The organism is Deinococcus hopiensis KR-140 (assembly GCF_900176165.1).
GTDB lineage: Bacteria > Deinococcota > Deinococci > Deinococcales > Deinococcaceae > Deinococcus > Deinococcus hopiensis.
The window spans coordinates 2,739,322-2,758,461 of record NZ_FWWU01000009.1 but is presented as its reverse complement, the minus strand read 5'-3'; the positions used below and the strand labels follow the sequence as shown (position 1 = coordinate 2,758,461).

The following is a 19,140-nucleotide window of genomic DNA, read 5'->3' as shown; positions in this document are numbered from 1 at the left end:
TCGCCGCGTTGGGCACGCTGGTCTTCCTCAACGTATACGCGCCCCAGAGCTTGCTGCCCCTGCTGGAACGCGAATTCGGACTTGGTGCGGCGGCCGTGGGAAGCGTCGTCGGGGCCACCATGCTCGCCATGAGCGTGGCCTCGCCGCTGGTGGGGGTGCTGGCCGACGGCATTGGGCGGCGGCGAACGGTGGTGGGCGCCTTCGCGCTGCTGACCCTGCCCGCTGCGCTGGCCGCGTCTGCGCCGAGCTTCGCCTTGCTCAACCTCGCCCGGTTCGCCCAGGGCCTCCTCATCCCTGGCGTGATGGTGGCGCTGAACGCCTATATCGCCGAGGAGGTGACCGGAGTGCGGCGGGCCCAGGCGCTGACTGCCTATGTCACGGGCACCGTGCTGGGCGGATTCCTGGGCCGCTTTCTATCGGGCCTGATCGCTTCGCGGAGCGACTGGCACGCCGCATTCTGGCTGCTGGCCGCCGCTTCCCTGCTGGGCTTCGGCCTGGCTGCCCGGGGACTGCCCCTGGAGCGGGCGTTCCGGCCCCACCGCGGTCCGAACGCAGTCCTCAAGGGTTTGGTGACGCATCTGCGAAATCCCACCCTGCTCGCCACCTGCGCCGCCGGATTCCTGCTGCTGTTCACGCTGGTGGGCACCTTTAACACCCTCACCCTACGCCTGGCTGCGCCGCCCTACGGCCTGGATTCGGGGCAGACGGGAAGCGTGTTCGCCGTGTACCTGCTGGGGGTGGTGGTCACGCCCGTCGCAGGGCCGTTTCTGGCGGCGCGGGGGCCGCGCGTCACCTTGCAGGTGGCGGCCACCCTCAGCGTCCCGGGCCTGCTGCTGACCCTGGCCGCGCCCCTGCCCCTCATCATTGTGGGGGTGGCCGCCGGGGCGTGCGGGGTCTTTCTGGCGCAGTCCGCCGCCCTGACCGCCGTGCAGCGGAGCGTGACGGGGGGACGCAGCCTCGCCGGAGGGCTGTATCACCTGGCCTACTACGGCGGAGCGGCTGCGGCGAGTGTGGTCGCCGGGCACACCTTCGAGGGCGGGGGCTGGTTTGCCGTGGCCCGCCTGGTGGTCGCCAGTATGGTTCTGGCCGCCCTCACGGGCACGCTGACGTGGCGCTGGGATCGGCCCTGAGGCTTACCACCCGGCGGTGTTCAGCACCCAGTACGCGCCCAGCTGGCCGTCTGCCCGCGCCACCGCGCCGTGGGACACGGTACTGAACAGGGCGGCACAGTGGCGCGAACTGGTCTTCCAGGCCGCGATCACGGCAGCCGGGTCGGTCATGCCCATCGCCAGGCTTTCTTCGAACCTCAGCACAGCCCTATTGGGCGGCGCGGGCACAAATCCGGCGGCGATCATCCGGCGCACCGGGGTGCTGTCGCCGGTCTTGTGCGGCAGGGCCGCACTGCCGCTCACCGCAAGTACCCCCGCGTAGCCGCTCGCAGACTTATGCAGGTGCCCCTCGAACTGCAGGGCCGGGACAGGCGGAAAACTCTGGCCGTCCGAGCAGGTGCCGCCCCTGAGCCGCTCGGCGTTGATGGCCGTGAACATCGCCGTTTCTGCCGTCGACACGCTGTCTCCGGCCAGGGGGCCCGGAGCGTAGGTGAAACTGTCGGGGGAGCGGTACTCAAAGGTGTCGCCGAAATCGGGATCGGTGACGTAGACCGTGGAAAAGCCATCCAAGGGCGCTGAGCCGGACGACGTGTTGCCACATGAGGCGAGCAGACCGAGGGACAGCAGCAGGGCGGGCAGGAGTAAGCGCATAGCAAAACCTCGGGGAAAGGCGGAGAGTTGCTCCAGCTTACGTTCCCCACTCATGCAGGTTTGGCACAACTTCCTTGCCTCTCCGAAGGGGGTGTTAGCCTGCTCCCCATGACCCCTGAACAACTCCTCGCGCCGGGCGCGTACCCCGGCCTGCGCCTCGCCCTGCGCGAGGGCGGCATCCTCGAAATCGTCATTTCAAGCGAAAAAACTCTCAATTCGGTGAATGCCGACGCCCACCGCGCCCTCACCTACATCTGGCGCGACGTCGACGCCGCTCCCGGCATCCGGTGCGTGCTCGTTCGGGGGGAGGGCCGGGGCTTTTCCTCCGGCGGCGACTTCAGGCTGATTGAGGAGATGGCGTCGGACTTCACGGCCCTCGCCCGGGTGTGGCGTGAGGCCCGTGACCTCGTGTACAACGTAATCAACTGTGGCAAACCCATCGTGAGCGCCATTCACGGCCCCTGTGTGGGCGCGGGGCTGGCGGTGGCCCTGCTCGCCGACGTGAGTGTGGCCGCCCGGAGTGCGCGGCTGCTTGACGGCCACGTGCGCCTCGGGGTGGCTGCTGGGGACCACGCCGCGATCATCTGGCCGCTGCTGTGCGGCCTGAACAAGGCCAAGTACCACCTCATGACCGGCGAGCCTGTGAGCGGCGAGGAAGCCGAGCGTATCGGGCTGGTCAGCCTCTGCGTACCCGACGAGGAACTGCTGGACCGGGCGTGGGCCGTCGCCCGCAAGCTCGCCTCGGGCAGCCCCACCGCTGTGCGCTGGACCAAATACGCCCTGAACAACTGGTTGCGTCAGGCTGGGCCGATCTTCGACACCAGCCTCGCCCTCGAATTCCTGGGCTTTACTGGTCCAGACGTCCGCGAGGGCCTGAGCAGCCTGCGCGAGAAGCGCGAGCCGCAGTTTCAGGCGGACGCACCAGTTTGAGGTGGGTGGCGTGGGGCCAGCAAGGGCGGTGGCCCCGCCTTCCGTTGCCGTACGGCACGAACAGGGTGGCGCTCTTGGCCGAGGAGACGGGCCGGGGAGTGATGAGGATTGCGGGTTGCGCAGTGGTGAAATAACCGGCCAGCCCGAGCGGGCAGGAAAAACGGTGACAAAGAGGCGTGGAATCACCGGAGCGGAGGAGATGGAACGGATGATCCGGAACCCGTATCATTTCGACGAACTTCTTTGCTGCCCGGCGTTCGTACGCGCGGTGGGCTCCGTTGGGCTTCCTGCAGTTGGTCTGCTCAAGGCCCCTTGCTGCGCAGCGGAGAGCTGCCGGAATAAGAGCGTGGCCCCCCAATTGTGCACCACATACGCCCCGGTCCCGTGAATCCCGATGACCGGGTCTGCCAGATGCCGTCCTGTTTCAGCTGGGCGGTCTGGGCACCGCCCAACCGGATCAGAGGGGCCATCCCGCCCGGCTTGGGACAGGCGGTCCTGAACAGCTCCGCAAAGGCAAAGGAGGGCGTCGAGATGCACTGGGTCCCGGCAGCGGGAGCGGTGGCAAAGATGGACGCAGCGAGCGGTTGATGGGCTCCTCCTGGGGGACGGGAACTGTGAAAACACCTCGACCCTGGGTCCTGGTTTCAAAGATCGCCGGATGAGGAAGGAGGCGCCCGCCCGCCTTCAGGCACGCTGCAGGGACCCGGAGAAGGCCCCCATGGAGTCACAAGCGATAAGGGCATGGGCTGACAAGGGTGAGAGACTGTACGTCAGGGAGGAGGGGGGAAGTCTACGGCCTGTCTCCTCCTGGGGAACGCTCCCGCCTGCCCCGGTCCCTCCGCGTTATTGTGAGCCGTAAAACCATCCTCAGGAGGGATACCCATGACGAATAAGCAACCCGTCCGCGTGGCCGTCACCGGCGCTGCAGGGCAAATCGGCTACAGCCTGCTGTTCCGCATCGCTGCGGGAGACATGCTCGGCAAGGACCAGCCCGTCATCCTGCAACTGCTGGAAATCACGCCTGCCCTCAAGGCCTTGCAGGGCGTCGTGATGGAACTGCGCGACTGCGCGTTTCCCCTGCTGGCGGACATCGTGACCAGCGATGATCCGATGGCCGCCTTCAAGGACGCCGACTACGCCCTGCTTGTCGGAGCCATGCCCCGCAAGGCCGGAATGGAGCGGGGCGACCTCCTCGGCGCAAACGGCGGCATCTTCAAGCCGCAGGGCGAGGCGCTCAACGCCGTGGCGAGCCGCGACGTGAAGGTGCTCGTGGTGGGCAACCCGGCCAACACCAACGCCCTGATCGCCCAGCAGAACGCGCCAGACCTCGATCCGAAGCAGTTCACGGCGATGGTGCGCCTGGACCACAACCGCGCGATCTCGCAGCTCGCCGAGAAGACCGGGCAGCCTGTCGGCGCCATCAAGAACCTCACCATCTGGGGCAACCACAGCAGCACCCAGTACCCGGACCTGTCGGCAGCCACCGTGAACGGCCAGCCCGCCCTGGAACAGGTGGACCGCGAGTGGTACGAGACCACCTACATCCCCACTGTCGCCAAGCGCGGCGCGGCCATCATCGAGGCGCGTGGAGCGAGCAGCGCGGCCTCGGCGGCGAGCGCGGCGATTGACCACATGCGCGACTGGGCGCTGGGGACCGCTGAAGGCGAGTGGGTCTCCATGGGCATTCCCAGTGACGGCAGCTACGGCGTGCCCGAGGGTTTGATCTACGGCTTCCCTGTACGCTGCCAGAACGGCAAGTACGAGATCGTGCAGGGCCTGGAGGTCGGCGACTTCAGCCGGGGCAAGATGGACGCCACCGCGCAGGAACTGACCGAGGAGCGCGACGAGGTTCGCAAGCTCGGTCTGGTGAAGTAAACGCAGGCGCAAGGTCTTGACGCGTCTCCAACTGCACGCTGCACCCTGGAGGCAAAGGGGAACAAGCCGTGTTCAGCTCCAAAGGCGGCCACCTGCACGCCGCCTACCACCTCGCCGCCCTGCACCGTGAAGCCGGAATCGGGCGCCAGCACCGGCTGGGGTCAGGGTCGCCCGTGGGGCTGGAAGCTGCGCCTGCCCCGGCGACACGCGCGGCTGGAATGGAGCGCGGGCACCGCTTGACTTCCATTCCGGCCTACGCGGTTGTGGGGAGCGGTGGCAAAGTTCCGGGCGGAGTTGGATGCCACCTCCGAATTTGCGGCTGCCCTCACCATCTTGTGCGGGGGCAGGAGGTGCTGGACGCCCTGCTCACCCCGCCTGGCCTCGGCATCAGCCGCTTTGCTGAGCTGATGGGCGCGCGCTTCCCCACGGCGGTGCACCACTTCCTGCGCGAGGAGCTGCTCACGCCCAACGGGGTCAACCCCACGTTCAAGTTCTTCGCCCTCAATGTGATTGGGTTGCGCGGCATCGGGCAGTGGCGGCGCGCGGGCGGGGGGCTGGGGAAAACGGCCTTCTTTCAGGCCCAGTAACCCGCGGGTATGCTGCTGCCGGGGCCGGAAGGCGCCCGGGCGACGGCCTTTGTCACGCAGCTGCGGCGGGGCCGGGCGATAGAGGTGTCCTTCCGCTCAAGCTCCGCCTTCCGGTGAACTGCCCGCCCTGCGCGAAGTGGCCCTCCCCGCACGCGTGAGGCCAACGCAGGGCTGGCCGAGAAGCACGTGCCCTGACCCGGCAGTTGGAACGGGCGCCCACCGAACGCAGGTTCTCCGGCGACCCATCCTCGCCCGTGTCAGGATAGACGCGTGACCTCACAACCCGGCTCCCCGCTGACCTACCCAGACGCCCTGCGCGGTGAACACGTGGACGTGTACACGAACGCGTCGGGCTCGGAAGTGCGCGTGCCCGATCCCTACCGCTGGCTCGAAGACCCCGACGCGCCCGAGACGCGCGCCTGGGTGGAGGCGCAGAACCGCGTGACGGAGGAAGTTCTCGCGCGCCTGCCTGCCCGTGAGGCCTACCGCGGGCGCCTGACCGAGCTGTGGAATTACGCCAAGTCAGGTACACCGTGGAAGCGCGGTGCGCGGTACTTCCGGCAGTTCAACCCGGGCCTGCTCAACCAGAACGTGCTGGAAGTGGCGGACAGCCCGCGCGGCCCCTGGCGCACCCTGCTGGACGCCAATACCCTCAGCGAAGACGGCACCGTGGCCCTGATGGGCAACCACATCAGCGAGGACGGCGAGCGGCTGGCCTACAGCACCCAGAGCGGCGGCAGCGACTGGCTGACCTGGCGGGTGCGCGACGTGGAGAGCGGCGAGGACCTCCCGGACCGCCTGGAGTGGAGCAAATTCAGCGGCGCGGCCTGGCATCCGGACGGCAGCGGCTTTTACTACAGCGCCTACAGTGCCCCCGGTGAGGGCGAGGCGCTGACGGGCAGCAACCGCAACCAGCGGCTGATGTTCCACCGTCTCGGCACCGAGCAGACGCTGGACGCGGTGGTGATGGAGCGCCCGGACCAGCCCGACTGGGGCTTTGGGGGCAGCGTTACGCACGATGGGCGCTACCTCCTCATTCATGTCTGGATGGGCACCAGCCCGAAGAACCTGCTGTGGGTGCGCGAGATCGGCTCAGACGGTCCCTTCCGCGAACTCGTGAGCGACTTTCACGCCCATTATGAGGTGATCGGGAGCGACGGCCCGCTGCTGTTCGTCCTGACCGACGACGGCGCGCCCCGCCGCCGCCTCCTGACCTGGAGTCTGGAGACGGGCGAGCGCCGGGAAATCGTGCCCGAGGCTGGAGACGCGCTGCAGGAGGCAACCCTCGTGCCGGACGGCTTGCTGACGCTGACGCTGAGGAACGCCAGCCACCGCCTCACCCTGCGGGCCCGCAGTGGCGTTCCTCAGCGCGAGATCGGGTTGCCCAGCCTCGGCTCCATCGTCGCCCTGAGCGCGCGCCCCGATAGCCCGGAGGTCTTTCTCGGCTTCACGTCCTTCCTGCACCCCACCACGCCCTACGCGCTGACCCTGCCGGACGGAACGCCCGAAGCGCTGGCCGCGCCCGCCGTGCCCTTCGGCGCGGACGGCTACGAGGTGAGGCAGGAATTCGCACAGAGCCGCGACGGTACGCGCGTGCCCATGTTCATCGTGTCGCGCAAGGGGCTGGGCAGAGACGGCGCGAACCCCACCCTGCTGTACGGCTACGGCGGCTTCAACATCAGCCTCACGCCCGCCTTTAGCCCCTCGCGGCTGGCGTGGCTGGAGCGCGGGGGCGTGTTCGTCTACGCCAATCTGCGCGGGGGCGGCGAGTACGGTGAGGACTGGCACCAGGCGGGCACCCTGGAGCGGAAGCAGAACGTCTTCGATGACTTCATCTCCTGCGCCGAGCATTTGATCCACACGGGCATCACCTCGCCCGCGCATCTCGGGATTCAGGGGGGCAGCAACGGTGGCCTGCTGGTGGGCGCGTGCATGACGCAGCGCCCGGACCTGTTCGCTGCTGCTGTGCCTCAGGTGGGGGTACTGGACATGCTGCGCTACCAGCACTTCACCATCGGCTGGGCCTGGGCTTCGGACTACGGGCGCTCGGACGATCCCCAGATGCTCGAAACCCTGCTGGGCTACTCGCCGCTGCACAACCTCAGGGAAGGCGCCGCTTACCCCGCCACGCTCATCACCACCGGGGACCACGACGACCGCGTGGTGCCCGCCCACTCCTTCAAGTTCGCCGCTGAGTTGCAGCGCGTCCATGTGGGCGAGGCTCCGGTGCTCATTCGCATTCAGACCCGTGCCGGACATGGAGCTGGAATGCCGACCTCCCTCGCGATCGCCGAGGCGGCCGACGTGTGGGCCTTTCTGGAGGGCCGCCTGAAAGGCTGAAGGGCCCGCGTGGGGCAGAGGCGTACGTCTCCCTGCCGCGCCTGTTGACAGATTGGGGAGTCGCCGCTAAAGTAAGCAAGCCCTGAAACGCGTCCCCGCAAGGGAGGCGCAGCACCCCGAGGTTGCCGAGGTGGCGGAATTGGTAGACGCACTAGTTTCAGGGACTAGCGCCGCGAGGCGTGTGGGTTCAAGTCCCATCTTCGGCACCAACACGCAAAAACCCCCGCAAAATGGCGGGGGTTTTTGCTTTGTAAAGGGTGGACGGCACAGGGCAGGGGTCTACCGGCTCCGCACCCGCGCCAGTGTCCCCCGGTAGACCGCCTCCAGCGCGCTCGCCCGCGTGCCAAGCGCATACTGCCCCGCACTTGCCCGCGCTCCCACCTGCAACCCAGGCAGGCGGGCTGGGTCCAGGGTGTCCAGCAACCCAGCCGCCAGGTCGTGTGGGGTGGCGCCGCGCACGGTGCCGTTCACGCCTTCCGTGATCAGGTCCAGGGCGGCGGGGCTGCGGGCGGCGACGAGGGGTGCGCCCGCCGCCAGTGCCTCAATCATGCTCATGGGCAGCACTTCGGAGGTGCTGGCGGTCAGGAAGGCGTCGGCGGCGGCGAGGGCCTCCGGCACGCGGGCGTAAGGCACGGGTCCGGTGAAGGTAATGCCCTCGGGGGCGCTCGCCTGCGCGGAGGCGCGGCTGGGACCGTCTCCCACCACGAGGAGCCGCAGGTCCGGGCGAGAGGCGCGGGCCTGGTCAAAGGCGCGGATCATCACGTCCAGGTTCTTCTCTGGAGCCAAGCGGCCCAGGTACATGACGAGGGGCACGTCCGCAGGAATATGGAACTCCTGCCGGAAGTCTTCTCCCCGCGCTTCCCGGAAGGCCGTGAGGTCCACCGGATTGGGAAAGAGGGTCACCTCGCCCCGGAAGCCGTACTCGCGCAGCATGTCCACCATGGCCTGCCCGGGGGCCAGCACCGTGTCCACCCGCCGGGCGAAGGCCACCACGTGCGGGCGCAGCATTGCGCGGCCCACCCGCTTGGGCATGGGGGCGTAGTGCAGGTACTGGTCATATTGCGTGTGGGCGGTGTAGACCACGGGCGCACCCACCAGCCGCCCCCACTTCAGGGCCAGTTGCCCGGCCAGGAAGGGGTGCATGGTGTGAAGCACGTCCAAATCACGCAGCGGCAACCGTGAGGTGAGCAGCGGCCCCGGTGCGAGCATCACCGGGTAGTCGGCGGGAGCACCCAGCGCCCTTGCGCCCGCAAACGAGGAGTTCAGGCGGTACACGCCCTCCTCGCGTCCAGTGACCTGGGGGTGACGGGGGGCGAAGATGCGGACCTCGTGGCCGAGTGCCCGCAGACCCCGCGCGTACAGGGCCGTACTCGTCGCCACCCCGTTGCGGGAGGGCAGGTAGGTGGCGGTCACGATCCCGATTCGCACGTTGCCTGAGTCTACCCCCCGGAATGCCGGGTCAGGGCCGCTATCCTGAACCGCATGACCGCTTCCCGCCTTCCTGCGCCGCCCCTCGTCATTCCCTGCGTGGACATCCAGTCGGGCCGCGCCGTGCGCCTGTACGAGGGAGACCCGGACCGCGAGACGGTGTACTTCGAGTCACCCCTGGACGCTGCCCGCCACTGGGTGGGCCTCGGGGCCGCAATGGTGCATCTGGTAGACCTCGACGCCGCCACCGGCCGGGGCGAGAACCGCGCCGTGATTCACCGGATGACCGCCGAGCTTGGGGTGCCTGTGGAGGTGGGCGGCGGCATCCGGGACCGCGCCGCCGCCGAGGTGCTCCTGGAAGCGGGCGTGTCGCGCGTGGTGATCGGCACCGCCGCCGTCAAGAATCCCGAACTGGTCCGGGACCTTATCGGCGCCCACGGCCCCGAACGCGTGGTGGTCAGCCTGGACGCGCGGGGACTTGAGGTGGCGATCCACGGCTGGGCCGAGGGAAGTGGCCTTGCGGTGGCGGACCTCACGCCCCTGCTGGCGGAGGTGGGCCTGGAAACCCTGATCTTCACAGACGTAACGCGTGACGGCACCCTGAAGGGCCTGGACCGTGAGCTCATGCGGCAGGTGCGGCAACTCTGGACCAGCACCCTGATTGTGGGCGGCGGTGTGGCGAACGTGGAGGATGTGCGCCTGCTGGCCGAGGAAGGCATTCAGGGGGCCATCGTGGGCCGGGCAATCTACGAGGGCACCCTGCCGTATCCAGTGCCGCAGGTGTAGGGAAGGTCAGACGGGTGGAGTGCTGCCCTGCTCCAACCGGAGGTGAGGCTTTCTGGCGGTGCACAACTCAGCTCCTACGCCCACCCTCCACCCCATCTGCCTGATGCTGCCGGTGTGAGGGTCCAGCCTTCACGCCCTGCGCCGCGCTTCACGGCGTGACCCAGCACCGAAGTTCGCGTGGCGCCATTTTCCCCAATGCGCATTCAAGTTCGCTCGCCCTGCTCGGTCAAAAAGAAGTCCGCACGTTGACGCATGCTCCCGAGCTGCACGCCGGTTTGGAGCCCGAACACGCCGAGGCGTTTCGCGCCCGGGGGCCCGCATGGCTGTCCCCCAGCTCCGTTCGGTGGTCCGCCCTGGCGTCCTGTCTTGCGGCCGTATGAACACGGCCCTGCTGCAAACCGGCCCTGATCAACTGCCCGGCCTGAACCTGTTTCTCGACACTGCCCAGCTGCCCGGGGGGCGTCCACTGCTGCTTTGGGACCGGAACGGGGCGGTCAAAATTCAGCCGGAGGCATCCACCCCTCCCGGAGAATTGCGCCGCGAGCTGGACATGGCTGTGCGCCACTTCTGGACGCTTGTCCCGTCGCTGCCGGGAATGGAGCCGGGTACCCACCGGCGGTGGTGCGGCTGGCCACCTGACGGCGCGACTGGTCTTGACGTGCGCCCCCGCACGTGGCGTGCACAGGTACATCGGGGAGAACCGGGGCAACGTCTTCCTGACCCTGGAGCGGCGGCCCTCTCTGTGCCCGAGGTCGGCGCCCACGCCTCATCCAGGCCCACCTGCACCTCGCGGAAATGGTGCGTGAGAAAGGCTGGGCCGTCACCCTCCTGACCAGCGCGTCTCCCGAGGAACAGGAAGCGGCCGTCCTGGCCCACGTGAGGCGGGAAGTGGAGCGGCAGGGATTGGCGGGGGAGCGCCCCAACGGAAAGTGGCGGCGCAGTGAGCATCTGCGCCGCCACTTTCCGTTGGACTATTTGCGCCGCACGTACCGCGTGCCCTTCCAGCCCAGCAGCCGCAGCGCGAGTACGGCGGGCACAGCGAGGATGGCCGTGAGGGCGTTCCACAGGGCCGCGCCCACACCCGGCACCGTTTCCCCGGGGCTGTAGGCCCGGACCTGAAAACCAGGGGCTGAAGTTGGGGCGCCGCGCCGTCTCGGCAAGCCCAGGCGTCGGCGGGCGTCTGGTCCCATGTCCTGCGGTCCCGCCTGGGCCTGAGCCGCCACCTCCTGTCCGCTGGGGGTGGGATCGATTCCCAGTCCACGGGCCGCCAGCGCTTCCTTCTTGGCCGCATTCACGGCCCCGCCCGCGTGCGTACCGAACTTCTGCGAGTACACCCACGTCACTTCTGCCCCGAAGAAAAAGATCATGCCGCTGTAGTAGATCCAGAGCATCAGCGCGACCAGCGATGCGGCGGCCCCGAACACACTGCCTGGCGCGGTGCGGCCCAGGTACACGCCAATGGCAAGCTGCCCCAGCGTGAACAGCATGGCAGTGACGGCTCCGCCCACCCAGACCTCCTGCCACTGGAGCTTGACCGAGGGCAGGAACTTGTAGATCAGGGCAAATACGGGAGTCAGCAGCAGGACCGACAGGGCGGCCGTGCCCAGCCGCACGAAAAAGGCGCCCGCCCCAATGGTGTCCCCCAGATGCTGCGCGAACACCGAGAGGTAGGTGTTCAGGCCCAGAAACGCGATCAGGATCAGCCCGATGCCAATCACCATTAAAAAGGACACGATGCGGGTGTGGACCATCTGCCCCACGCCCTGGCGCGGAGCGGGTTCTGCACCCCACAGGCTGTTCAGCGCGTCCTGAAGTTGCACGAAGAGTCCCGTCGCGCCCATGAACAGCGTCACGAAGCCGACGACGGTGGCGACCACCGAGCCCTTGTTCAGCGAACCGGACTTGATCATGTCCTGCAAGAAGGCCGCCCCCTTCTCGCCCAGGTTTTCCCGGACGATGCCCCCGGGGCCGAAGAGGTTGTTGATGACCGTCTGGTCCGTCAGGAAAAACCCGGCCACCGCCACGGCGAACAGCAAGAGGGGCGCGATGGAAAACAGGGCGTAGTACGCGATGGCCGCCGCCAACCGAGGCGCTTTGTCTTGGCCGAAGGCCACCGCCGCCTCCCGGATCAGAGGAAACAGGTCCGCGAGCTTGAGCTTCATAGCGGCAGTGTAGGGGCGCCCTCCGGCCCTTCATGCTGGACAGACCCCCGCCTTTTCTTCACGCTCGCGGCCGTAGCCTGTCTGTATGCGCTCCATCCCCGAAGGCTTTACGCAGACCCTTACCGTGACCGTGACGGGCGAGATGACCGTGGAGTTTGGCGAACTCGGCGCGGTACATCCTGTGTACGCCACGTACTGGATGGCCCGTCACTTCGAGGAAGCGGGCCGCAAGATCATCCTGCCCTTTCTCGAAGACGGTGAGGGCGGTATCGGCACCGAGGTGCAGGTCACCCACACCGCCTCGGCCCTGCCCGGCATGACCGTCACCGTTACCGCCACCTTCGAGCGGATGGAGGGCCGCCGGGTGGTATGCGCCATGCGCGCCGTGTCCGAGCTGGGCGATGAGATTGGGCACGGCAGCACCGGGCAGATGGCGCTCCCACAGGCAAAGATCGACGCGGGCTTCGAGCGGCTGCGGGAGCGCTGGGGGGAGCGGCCGGGCGGCTGAGCCCCGGCCGTTTGGGCCAGCCGTGCTTTTCGTGCGTTGTGTGCGCGGTGGGGTGGCAGCCTGGCCGGGATAAACTGCCCGGACCATGCCCGTTTCACCCCGCGTCTCCCGCTACTACGACGTTCGGCGCGGCGAGGACGGCCACCGTTTCCTCGACGTGAACGTGACCGGCTTCTCGCTGCTGCACATCCCACTGCTGAACAAGACCACCGCCTTTACCCGTGAGGAGCGTCTCGCGCTGGGCATCGAGGGCCTGGTCCCGCCGCACACCAGCACGCTGGAGGAGCAAAAGGACCGCACCTACCTGCGCTACCTCGAACAGACCACGGACCTCGGTCGGCACGAGTACCTGCGCGCCCTGCAAGACCGCAACGAGGTGCTGTTCTACGCGATCTTGGCCGATCATCTGGAGGAAATGCTGCCCATCCTCTACACCCCCACCGTGGGCGAGGCGGTGCGCGTCTTTTCGCACATCTACCGCTATCCGCGCGGCTTCGCGGTCAGTACCGAAGACATCGGCCGGGTAGAGGACTTGCTGGGGAACGTGCCCCTCAACGACGTGCGGATGATCGTGGCGACAGATTCGAGCGCCATCCTGGGCATCGGGGACCAGGGCTTCGGGGGGATGGCGATTTCAATCGGCAAACTGAGCCTCTATACGGCAGCTGGGGGTGTGGGGCCGGACAAGACCTTGCCCGTCGAACTGGACGTGGGCACGGACCGCCAGGACCTCATCGACGATCCGCTGTACCTCGGCGTTCACCACAAGCGCCTGACGGGATCCGAATACGACGAATTTCTGGACCGTTTCGTGGAGGGCGTCGCCGCCCGTTACCCCAAGGCGATCATCCAGTGGGAGGACTTTGCGCGCGGCACGGCTTTCCGGGTGCTGGAGCGCTACCGCAAGGTGGTCCCCTCGTTCAACGACGACATTCAGGGCACGGGCGCGATGGCACTGGCAGGCGTGATCTCGGCCAGTCGCCTGAAGGGTGAGCGCCTGACCGATCAGGTGTTCGTGGTGGTGGGCGCGGGCGCGGGCGGCTTGGGCGTGGCGATGGCGATCCGCCAGGGGCTCATGCGCGCGGGCCTGAGTTACGCGGACGCGAACGCCCGCATCTTTGTGGTGGACCGTCACGGCCTGCTGATGCACGGGCAGCCGGGGCTGGAGGCGTTCCAGCTTTCGTTCGCCCGCTCCCCCCAGGACGTGGCGGGCTGGGAGGTGGCGGGCGAGTGGCCCACCCTTCACGAGGTGGTGGTGAATGCCCGCGCCACCTCTCTCCTGGGCCTGACCGGCGTGCCCGGCCTCTTCCGTCAGCCCACCGTCGAGGCGATGCTGGTGAATACGGCGCGGCCCATCGTCTTTCCCCTCTCCAACCCGACGAGCAACGTGGAGGCGCAGCCCGCCGATCTCGTGCGCTGGACCCACGGGGCGGCGATTGTCGCGAGCGGCAGTCCCTTCGCAGATGTGGAATACGGCGGCGAGCGCTACCCCGTCGGCCAGGGCAACAACGCCTTTATCTTCCCCGGTCTGGGTTTTGGAGCCGTCATCAGCCGCGCCCGTGAGATCACCGACGGCATGGTGATGGAAGCGGCGCAGACCCTGGCTGACGAGACGGCGCAGTACGGCGAGCGCGTGTACCCACCCGTCAGCGCCATCCGTGAGATCAGCCTCAGGGTGGCCGTGCGGGTGGCCCGGCAGGCGATCAACGAGGGTGTCTGTGCCGAGCGCCGCATCCGCAACCTGACCGACGCCGAGCTCGAAGCCTTCGTGCGCCGCCGCCAATGGGTGCCCAAGTACCTGCCCCTGCGCAAGGCGGCCGACGCGCGGGATTGAGGGGCGCCCAGCCGCCAGCTCGAGCCAAAGGACCTCCCAGAAGTTGCGGTGTCTTTCCGTCTTCCTGGCGTCCCTTCCGCTCCTGAAAATGCCCCGGCGACCGCGTCCAGGAGTTTGCCGCTTTGCCGCGCTGCCATTCCTCCAGCTTGGCCTCGTCCCACTCCGCGGCAGTCAGCGCGCGGAGAAAGCGGTAGAAGGGGGTGCGTTCCGTTGGGGAGCGGTCCGGTGAGAGCGTGTGGGTCAGGTGCGGACTTCTTTTTGACCGGGCCCGGCGAGCAAACCTGAATGGGCATGGGGGAAAATGGCGCGACATCCACCGCGCGAAAAACGCCCCCAGTCTCCCGGAGGCGTTCTTTCGGAGGGCCAAAAGCTGACCGTTGAGGGCTTCCTTACGCTCCCGGTTGCGTCACGTCCCGGCCCTGGCTGGGCGGAATGGGCGTGGGCGCAGGCTGCGGCGCGGGCAGCAGGAGCAGGTCCAGCACCTGGCCCACACGCTCCACCGCGTGCGTGCGCAGGTCACCGCGGATGCTCTCGGGCACGTCCTGAAGGTTCGGCTCGTTGTCCTTGGGAAAGATCACTTCGCGGATGCCGCCCTGGTGCGCGGCGAGCAGTTTCTCCTTTAGACCACCGATGGGCAGCACCCGTCCGCGCAGGCTGATCTCACCGGTCATCGCCACGTCCATGCGGACCGGGCGGCCCGTGACGGCGCTGATCACGGCGGTGGCGATCGTGATGCCCGCGCTGGGGCCGTCCTTCGGCGTCGCGCCGTCGGGGAAGTGTACGTGCAGGTCCAGGTTCTTGTGGAAATCGGGGTCTGCACCGTACTCAGCGGCGTGGGCACGCAGGTAGGCGATGGCCGCGCCAACGCTTTCCTTCATCACGTCGCCCAGCGAGCCGGTCATGCTGATCTTGCCGGTGCCGGGGGTGGCGAGCGCTTCAACGAGCAGCATCGTGCCGCCCACCGAGGTCCACGCCAGGCCCTGCGCCACGCCCACCTGGGGTTCTTTCTCCATCTTGTCGGGGCGGTGCAGCGGTACGCCGAGGTAGTTGGGCACGTCGGCAGCGTCGATCACGCGCACGCCTTCCCAGGCCTTTTCCAGCAGCTCGCGGGCGGCCTTGCGGGCCAACTTGCTGATCTGGCGGTCGAGGTTTCGCACGCCGCTTTCGGCGGTGTACTCCTCGACGATGCGGTTGAGCGCGGCGTCGGTGATCTCGAGGCGGCCCAGCAGGCCGTGGCTCTTGATCTGCCGGGGAACGCGGTAGCGCTTGGCGATCTCCACCTTCTCGGGTTGGGTGTAGCCGGGAATCTGAATGACTTCCATGCGGTCCAGCAGCGGGCGGGGAATGGTCTGGAGGCTGTTGGCCGTCGTGATGAACATGACCTGCGACAGATCGTAGGGCACTTCAAGGTAGTGGTCCTGGAAGGTGTGGTTCTGCTCAGGGTCCAGCACCTCCAGCATGGCGCTGGAGGGGTCGCCACGCCAGTCGCTGCTCATCTTGTCGATCTCGTCAAGCAGGATGATGGGATTGGTCACGCCCGCCGTCTTCATCGCCTGGATGATGCGCCCAGGCATGGAGCCGATATAGGTGCGGCGGTGTCCGCGAATCTCAGCCTCGTCGCGCACGCCGCCCAGCGCCATCCGCACGAATTTGCGGTTGAGGCTGCGGGCGATGCTCTTGCCCAGGGAGGTCTTGCCGACGCCGGGAGGACCCACGAGCACCAGGATCGGCGCGCGCAGTTCGGCGTCGTCGGTGCGCTCCTCGGCGGTGCGCTCGCGGCGCTGGTCCTCGGTCTCGCCTTCCTTGTGGGTCAGTTGACGCACGGCCAGGAATTCCAGAATGCGGTCCTTGACGTCACCCAGGGCGTAGTGGTCCGCGTCCAGAATTTCGCGGGTGCGGTTCACGTCGAGGATTTCCTCATCGCGCTTGCTCCACGGCACGTCCACCAGCCAGTCGATGTAGTTGCGGACCACCGTGCTCTCCGGGCTGCCGCCGGGCGTGCGCTCCAGGCGAGCGAGTTCCTTGAGGGCCTTGTCCTTCACCGAGTCGGGCATGCCCGCCGCCTCGATCTTCTCGCGCAGGGCCTCGACTTCCGCTGGGCCGTCCTCGCCGCCGCCGAGCTCCTTGCCGATGGCCTTCATCTGCTCGCGCAGGTAGTACTCGCGCTGGTTGGCGTCCATCTGTTCCTTGACGCGCCCGGCGATCTTCTTGTCCATGTTGAAGCGCTCGGTGTCGCGTGTCAGGAACTTCAGGACCGCTTCCAGGCGGGCGCGAACCGCCACCGCCGAGAGCACTTCCTGCTTCTCCTCGGGTGTCCACGTCGCGTGGTGCGCCACCTGATCGGCGAGCGCGCCCGCGTCACTGAGATTTTTCAGGCCTTCGAGCTGGTAGTTGTCCAGACGCAGGTTCTTGTTCTGGCGCTGGTACTCCTCGAACGCAGCCTTGACCTCACCGGCGATAACCTGAATCTCGCGGCCTTCCAGATCGGTGGCGGGCGTTTCAATGGGCTGCGTCTCGGCCCGCACGCGCAGGTAAGCCGAAGGCACCTCGTCGGTCACGCGGGCGCGTTCCTGCGCCTCCACGAGCACCTGGTAGGTGTTGTCGGGCATACGAACCACTTGTTTGACCACGGCCAGGACGCCCACGTCGTACAGTTCGGTGCGGGTGGGATCGTCGGTGCGGGGATCACGCTGGGTCAGCAGCAGCACGCGGCGGTCAGAAGCCTGGGCCTCGTCCACAGCGCGCTTGCTCTTGGGGCGGCCCACGTCGACATTCATGGTGATGCCGGGCAGGATCACGATGTTTCTCAGGGCGACAACGGGAAGTTCCCAGATCATGCTTGCTCCTTGAAACTGGTCCCCAAGGGGGCCAGGAATAGGGGTGAGTCTAACGCGGATGGCGCGTAAGGGGACACACCCATCTGGCGTATCCCCCTTCAGCAAACCTTCCGCCTGCGATGTTCCCAGATTCTAGGGGCGCAGGCGGAAGAAGGTTGTAATTTATGTTGCGTTCAAGCAGACTTCTTGAGTCCCTTAGACTCAAGGAGGCTGAGGGGATTCTCGATGTGTTCGGCGTCAAAGCGGAGCTCGTTGAGTCCGTCCATGGGCAGTTCGAACAGCAGATCGGTCATGGATTTTTCCAGCACAGCGCGCAGACCCCGGGCGCCCGTCTTGCGTTCCTTGGCCCGGTGGGCCACTTCTCGCAGCGCGGCGTCGGTGAAGGTCAGGTCCACGTTCTGAAAGCCGAACAGCGCCTGGTACTGGGTGACGATGGCACCCTGCGGCTCGGTCAGGATGCGGACGAGCGCTTCCTCGTCGAGATCCTGAAGCTGCACCACCAGCGGCAGACGGCCCACGAATTCGGGAATCAGCCCAAACTTCACGAGGTCTTCCGGCAGGAAGCGCAGCTCGGCCTTTTCCTCACCTTTATGCTCGGCTCCGAAGCCCACGGCGCGCACGTTGGTGCGGCTGCGGGCGATGTCGGCCATGCCCTCGAACGCTCCGCCCACGATGAACAGGATGTTCTTGGTGTTCACCTGTACGAGTTCTTGCTGCGGGTGCTTGCGGCCTCCCTGCGGCGGAACCTGCGCGACGGTGCCCTCGATGATCTTCAGCAGCGCCTGCTGCACGCCCTCGCCCGAAACGTCGCGGGTAATGGAGGTGCCTTCCGATTTACGCGCGATCTTGTCGATCTCGTCAATGTAGATGATGCCGCGTTCGGCAGCGGCCACGTCGTACTCCGCGGCCTGGAGCAGACGCACGATCACGTTCTCCACGTCGTCGCCCACATACCCGGCTTCGGTCAGCGTGGTGGCGTCCGCGATGGCGAAAGGAACTTCCAGCATCTCCGCGAGGCTGGAGGCCAGCAGCGTCTTGCCCGTGCCCGTGGGCCCCACGAGCAAGATGTTGCTCTTTTGCAGGTTCACGTCCGGGTGCGCGAGGCGCTGGTAGTGGCTGACCACGGCGACGGCAAGCGCCTTTTTCGCCTCGTCCTGCCCGATCACGAATTCGTCGAGGTAGGCCTTGATCTCCTTGGGGCTGGGCAGCTCCTCGATAGAGAACTCGCTCCCCGCCTTCTTGTTCTGCTTGACGAGATCGTGCGCCCGCTCGGTGCACTCGTTGCAGATAAAGGCCGCGCGGCCTGGGGCCTCGATGAGCTGGGCGATCTGGGGGTGCTGTCGCCCGCAGAACGAGCAGCGGTCTGCGCCTGTGTTGCGCCCGGTCATTGCACGGCCTCGATTTCCCGGGTGTTCTCGATCACAGCGTCGATGAGGCCGTACTTCTGCGCCTCGGCGGGCGTCATGAAGTAGTCGCGCTCCATGTCGCGCAGCAGCTTGTCGTGGGGGAGGCTGGTGTGGGTGTGGTACAGGTCCACCATCCGGTCACGCAGGAACAGCGTCTCGCGCGCCTGCACTTCCACGTCGGGCGTATTGCCCCGGAAACCGCTCGAGCCCTGGTGGATCATGATTCGGCTGTTGGGCAGCGCGAGGCGCTTGCCCTTGTCGCCCGCCATCAGCAGCACGCTGCCCATGCTCATGGCGATGCCGACGCAGATGGTGCTGACCGGGGCCTTGATGTAGCGCATGGTGTCGTAGATCGCCAGGCCGGCGTACACCTCGCCGCCAGGGCAGTTGATGTACATCTGGATCTCCTGCTCCGGGTTCTGCGAGTCCAGCAGCAGCAGTTGCGCCACGATGGTGTTGGCCATTTGAGATTCGATGGGCGTGCCCACAAAAATGATCCGGTCCTTGAGAAGGCGCGAGTAGATGTCGTACATCCGCTCGCCCCGGCCGGTCTGCTCGATCACATACGGGATCACGCTCATAAAGGCCATTATCGCACGGGCCGGGGAGAGGAAGGTGGGCAAGGTCTCGCCGCTGCGGCGCAGCCGTCTTACTTGCCCAAAAGTTAATTTGGCCGCCTCTCCGCCC

The 19,140-nt window shown here is 67.2% G+C and carries 14 protein-coding genes and 1 tRNA gene; 9 read left to right on the top strand and 6 right to left on the bottom strand.

The genetic code is table 11. The annotated features are described in order from the left end of the window. Nucleotides 1-8 precede the first annotated feature (8 nt). On the top strand, nt 9-1,130 hold the full coding sequence (locus tag B9A95_RS26820) for an MFS transporter (protein WP_245808507.1): 1,122 nt from the start codon (nt 9-11) through the stop codon (nt 1,128-1,130). A gap of 3 nt (nt 1,131-1,133) precedes the next feature. Here B9A95_RS26820 and B9A95_RS26815 read toward each other — a convergent pair whose 3' ends face one another. Continuing rightward, complete coding sequence (locus B9A95_RS26815; RefSeq protein ID WP_084050078.1) at nt 1,134-1,760, bottom strand: CAP domain-containing protein; 627 nt, start codon at nt 1,758-1,760, stop codon at nt 1,134-1,136. Between the two features lie 108 nt (nt 1,761-1,868). Between B9A95_RS26815 and B9A95_RS26810 the strand changes: the two genes are divergently transcribed. The 5 genes from B9A95_RS26810 (at nt 1,869) to B9A95_RS26790 (ending at nt 7,701) form a co-directional block, all read left to right on the top strand. Then, a complete protein-coding gene (locus B9A95_RS26810) occupies nt 1,869-2,690 on the top strand; it encodes an enoyl-CoA hydratase/isomerase family protein (RefSeq protein WP_084050076.1) in 822 nt (273 codons plus the stop codon). A gap of 882 nt (nt 2,691-3,572) precedes the next feature. After that, nucleotides 3,573-4,565, top strand: a complete 993-nt coding sequence (locus B9A95_RS26805; protein WP_084050074.1) for a malate dehydrogenase — start codon at nt 3,573-3,575, stop codon at nt 4,563-4,565. Between the two features lie 68 nt (nt 4,566-4,633). Continuing rightward, nucleotides 4,634-5,152, top strand: a complete 519-nt coding sequence (locus B9A95_RS26800; protein WP_084050072.1) for a hypothetical protein — start codon at nt 4,634-4,636, stop codon at nt 5,150-5,152. A 270-nt stretch (nt 5,153-5,422) separates the two neighbouring features. Next, nucleotides 5,423-7,492, top strand: coding sequence for a prolyl oligopeptidase family serine peptidase (locus tag B9A95_RS26795; protein ID WP_245808506.1), 2,070 nt, complete (start codon nt 5,423-5,425; stop codon nt 7,490-7,492). Between the two features lie 124 nt (nt 7,493-7,616). After that, a tRNA-Leu gene (locus tag B9A95_RS26790) sits at nt 7,617-7,701 on the top strand. Between the two features lie 70 nt (nt 7,702-7,771). Here B9A95_RS26790 and B9A95_RS26785 read toward each other — a convergent pair. Beyond that, complete coding sequence (locus B9A95_RS26785) at nt 7,772-8,920, bottom strand: glycosyltransferase family 4 protein (protein WP_084050070.1); 1,149 nt, start codon at nt 8,918-8,920, stop codon at nt 7,772-7,774. A gap of 54 nt (nt 8,921-8,974) precedes the next feature. Between B9A95_RS26785 and hisA the strand changes: the two genes are divergently transcribed. Continuing rightward, nucleotides 8,975-9,706: a 1-(5-phosphoribosyl)-5-[(5-phosphoribosylamino)methylideneamino]imidazole-4-carboxamide isomerase gene (hisA, locus tag B9A95_RS26780; RefSeq protein WP_084050067.1), complete on the top strand. Its 732-nt coding sequence runs from the start codon at nt 8,975-8,977 to the stop codon at nt 9,704-9,706. A 971-nt stretch (nt 9,707-10,677) separates the two neighbouring features. Here the strand turns inward: hisA and B9A95_RS26775 are convergent. After that, entirely contained in the window at nt 10,678-11,868 is a 1,191-nt protein-coding gene (locus tag B9A95_RS26775; RefSeq protein ID WP_084050065.1) for a YihY/virulence factor BrkB family protein, read from the bottom strand. Between the two features lie 85 nt (nt 11,869-11,953). Here B9A95_RS26775 and B9A95_RS26770 point away from each other — a divergent pair, with 85 nt between their 5' ends. Continuing rightward, on the top strand, nt 11,954-12,376 hold the full coding sequence (locus B9A95_RS26770) for a thioesterase family protein (protein ID WP_084050062.1): 423 nt from the start codon (nt 11,954-11,956) through the stop codon (nt 12,374-12,376). An 85-nt stretch (nt 12,377-12,461) separates the two neighbouring features. Then, complete coding sequence (locus tag B9A95_RS26765; protein WP_084050059.1) at nt 12,462-14,210, top strand: NAD-dependent malic enzyme; 1,749 nt, start codon at nt 12,462-12,464, stop codon at nt 14,208-14,210. A gap of 389 nt (nt 14,211-14,599) precedes the next feature. Here the strand turns inward: B9A95_RS26765 and lon are convergent, their stop codons facing one another. From lon to clpP, 3 genes are all read right to left on the bottom strand, one after another. After that, nucleotides 14,600-17,047, bottom strand: a complete 2,448-nt coding sequence (gene lon / locus B9A95_RS26760; protein ID WP_084050056.1) for an endopeptidase La — start codon at nt 17,045-17,047, stop codon at nt 14,600-14,602. A 173-nt stretch (nt 17,048-17,220) separates the two neighbouring features. Beyond that, the gene (gene clpX / locus B9A95_RS26755) at nt 17,221-18,435 is read right to left on the bottom strand and encodes an ATP-dependent Clp protease ATP-binding subunit ClpX (RefSeq protein ID WP_084050053.1); all 1,215 of its coding nucleotides are present in this window, start codon (nt 18,433-18,435) and stop codon (nt 17,221-17,223) included. Further along, a complete protein-coding gene (gene clpP, locus B9A95_RS26750; RefSeq protein WP_139807102.1) occupies nt 18,432-19,043 on the bottom strand; it encodes an ATP-dependent Clp protease proteolytic subunit in 612 nt (203 codons plus the stop codon). The genes clpX and clpP overlap by 4 nt, the downstream gene beginning before the upstream one ends. Nucleotides 19,044-19,140: the final 97 nt, after the last annotated feature.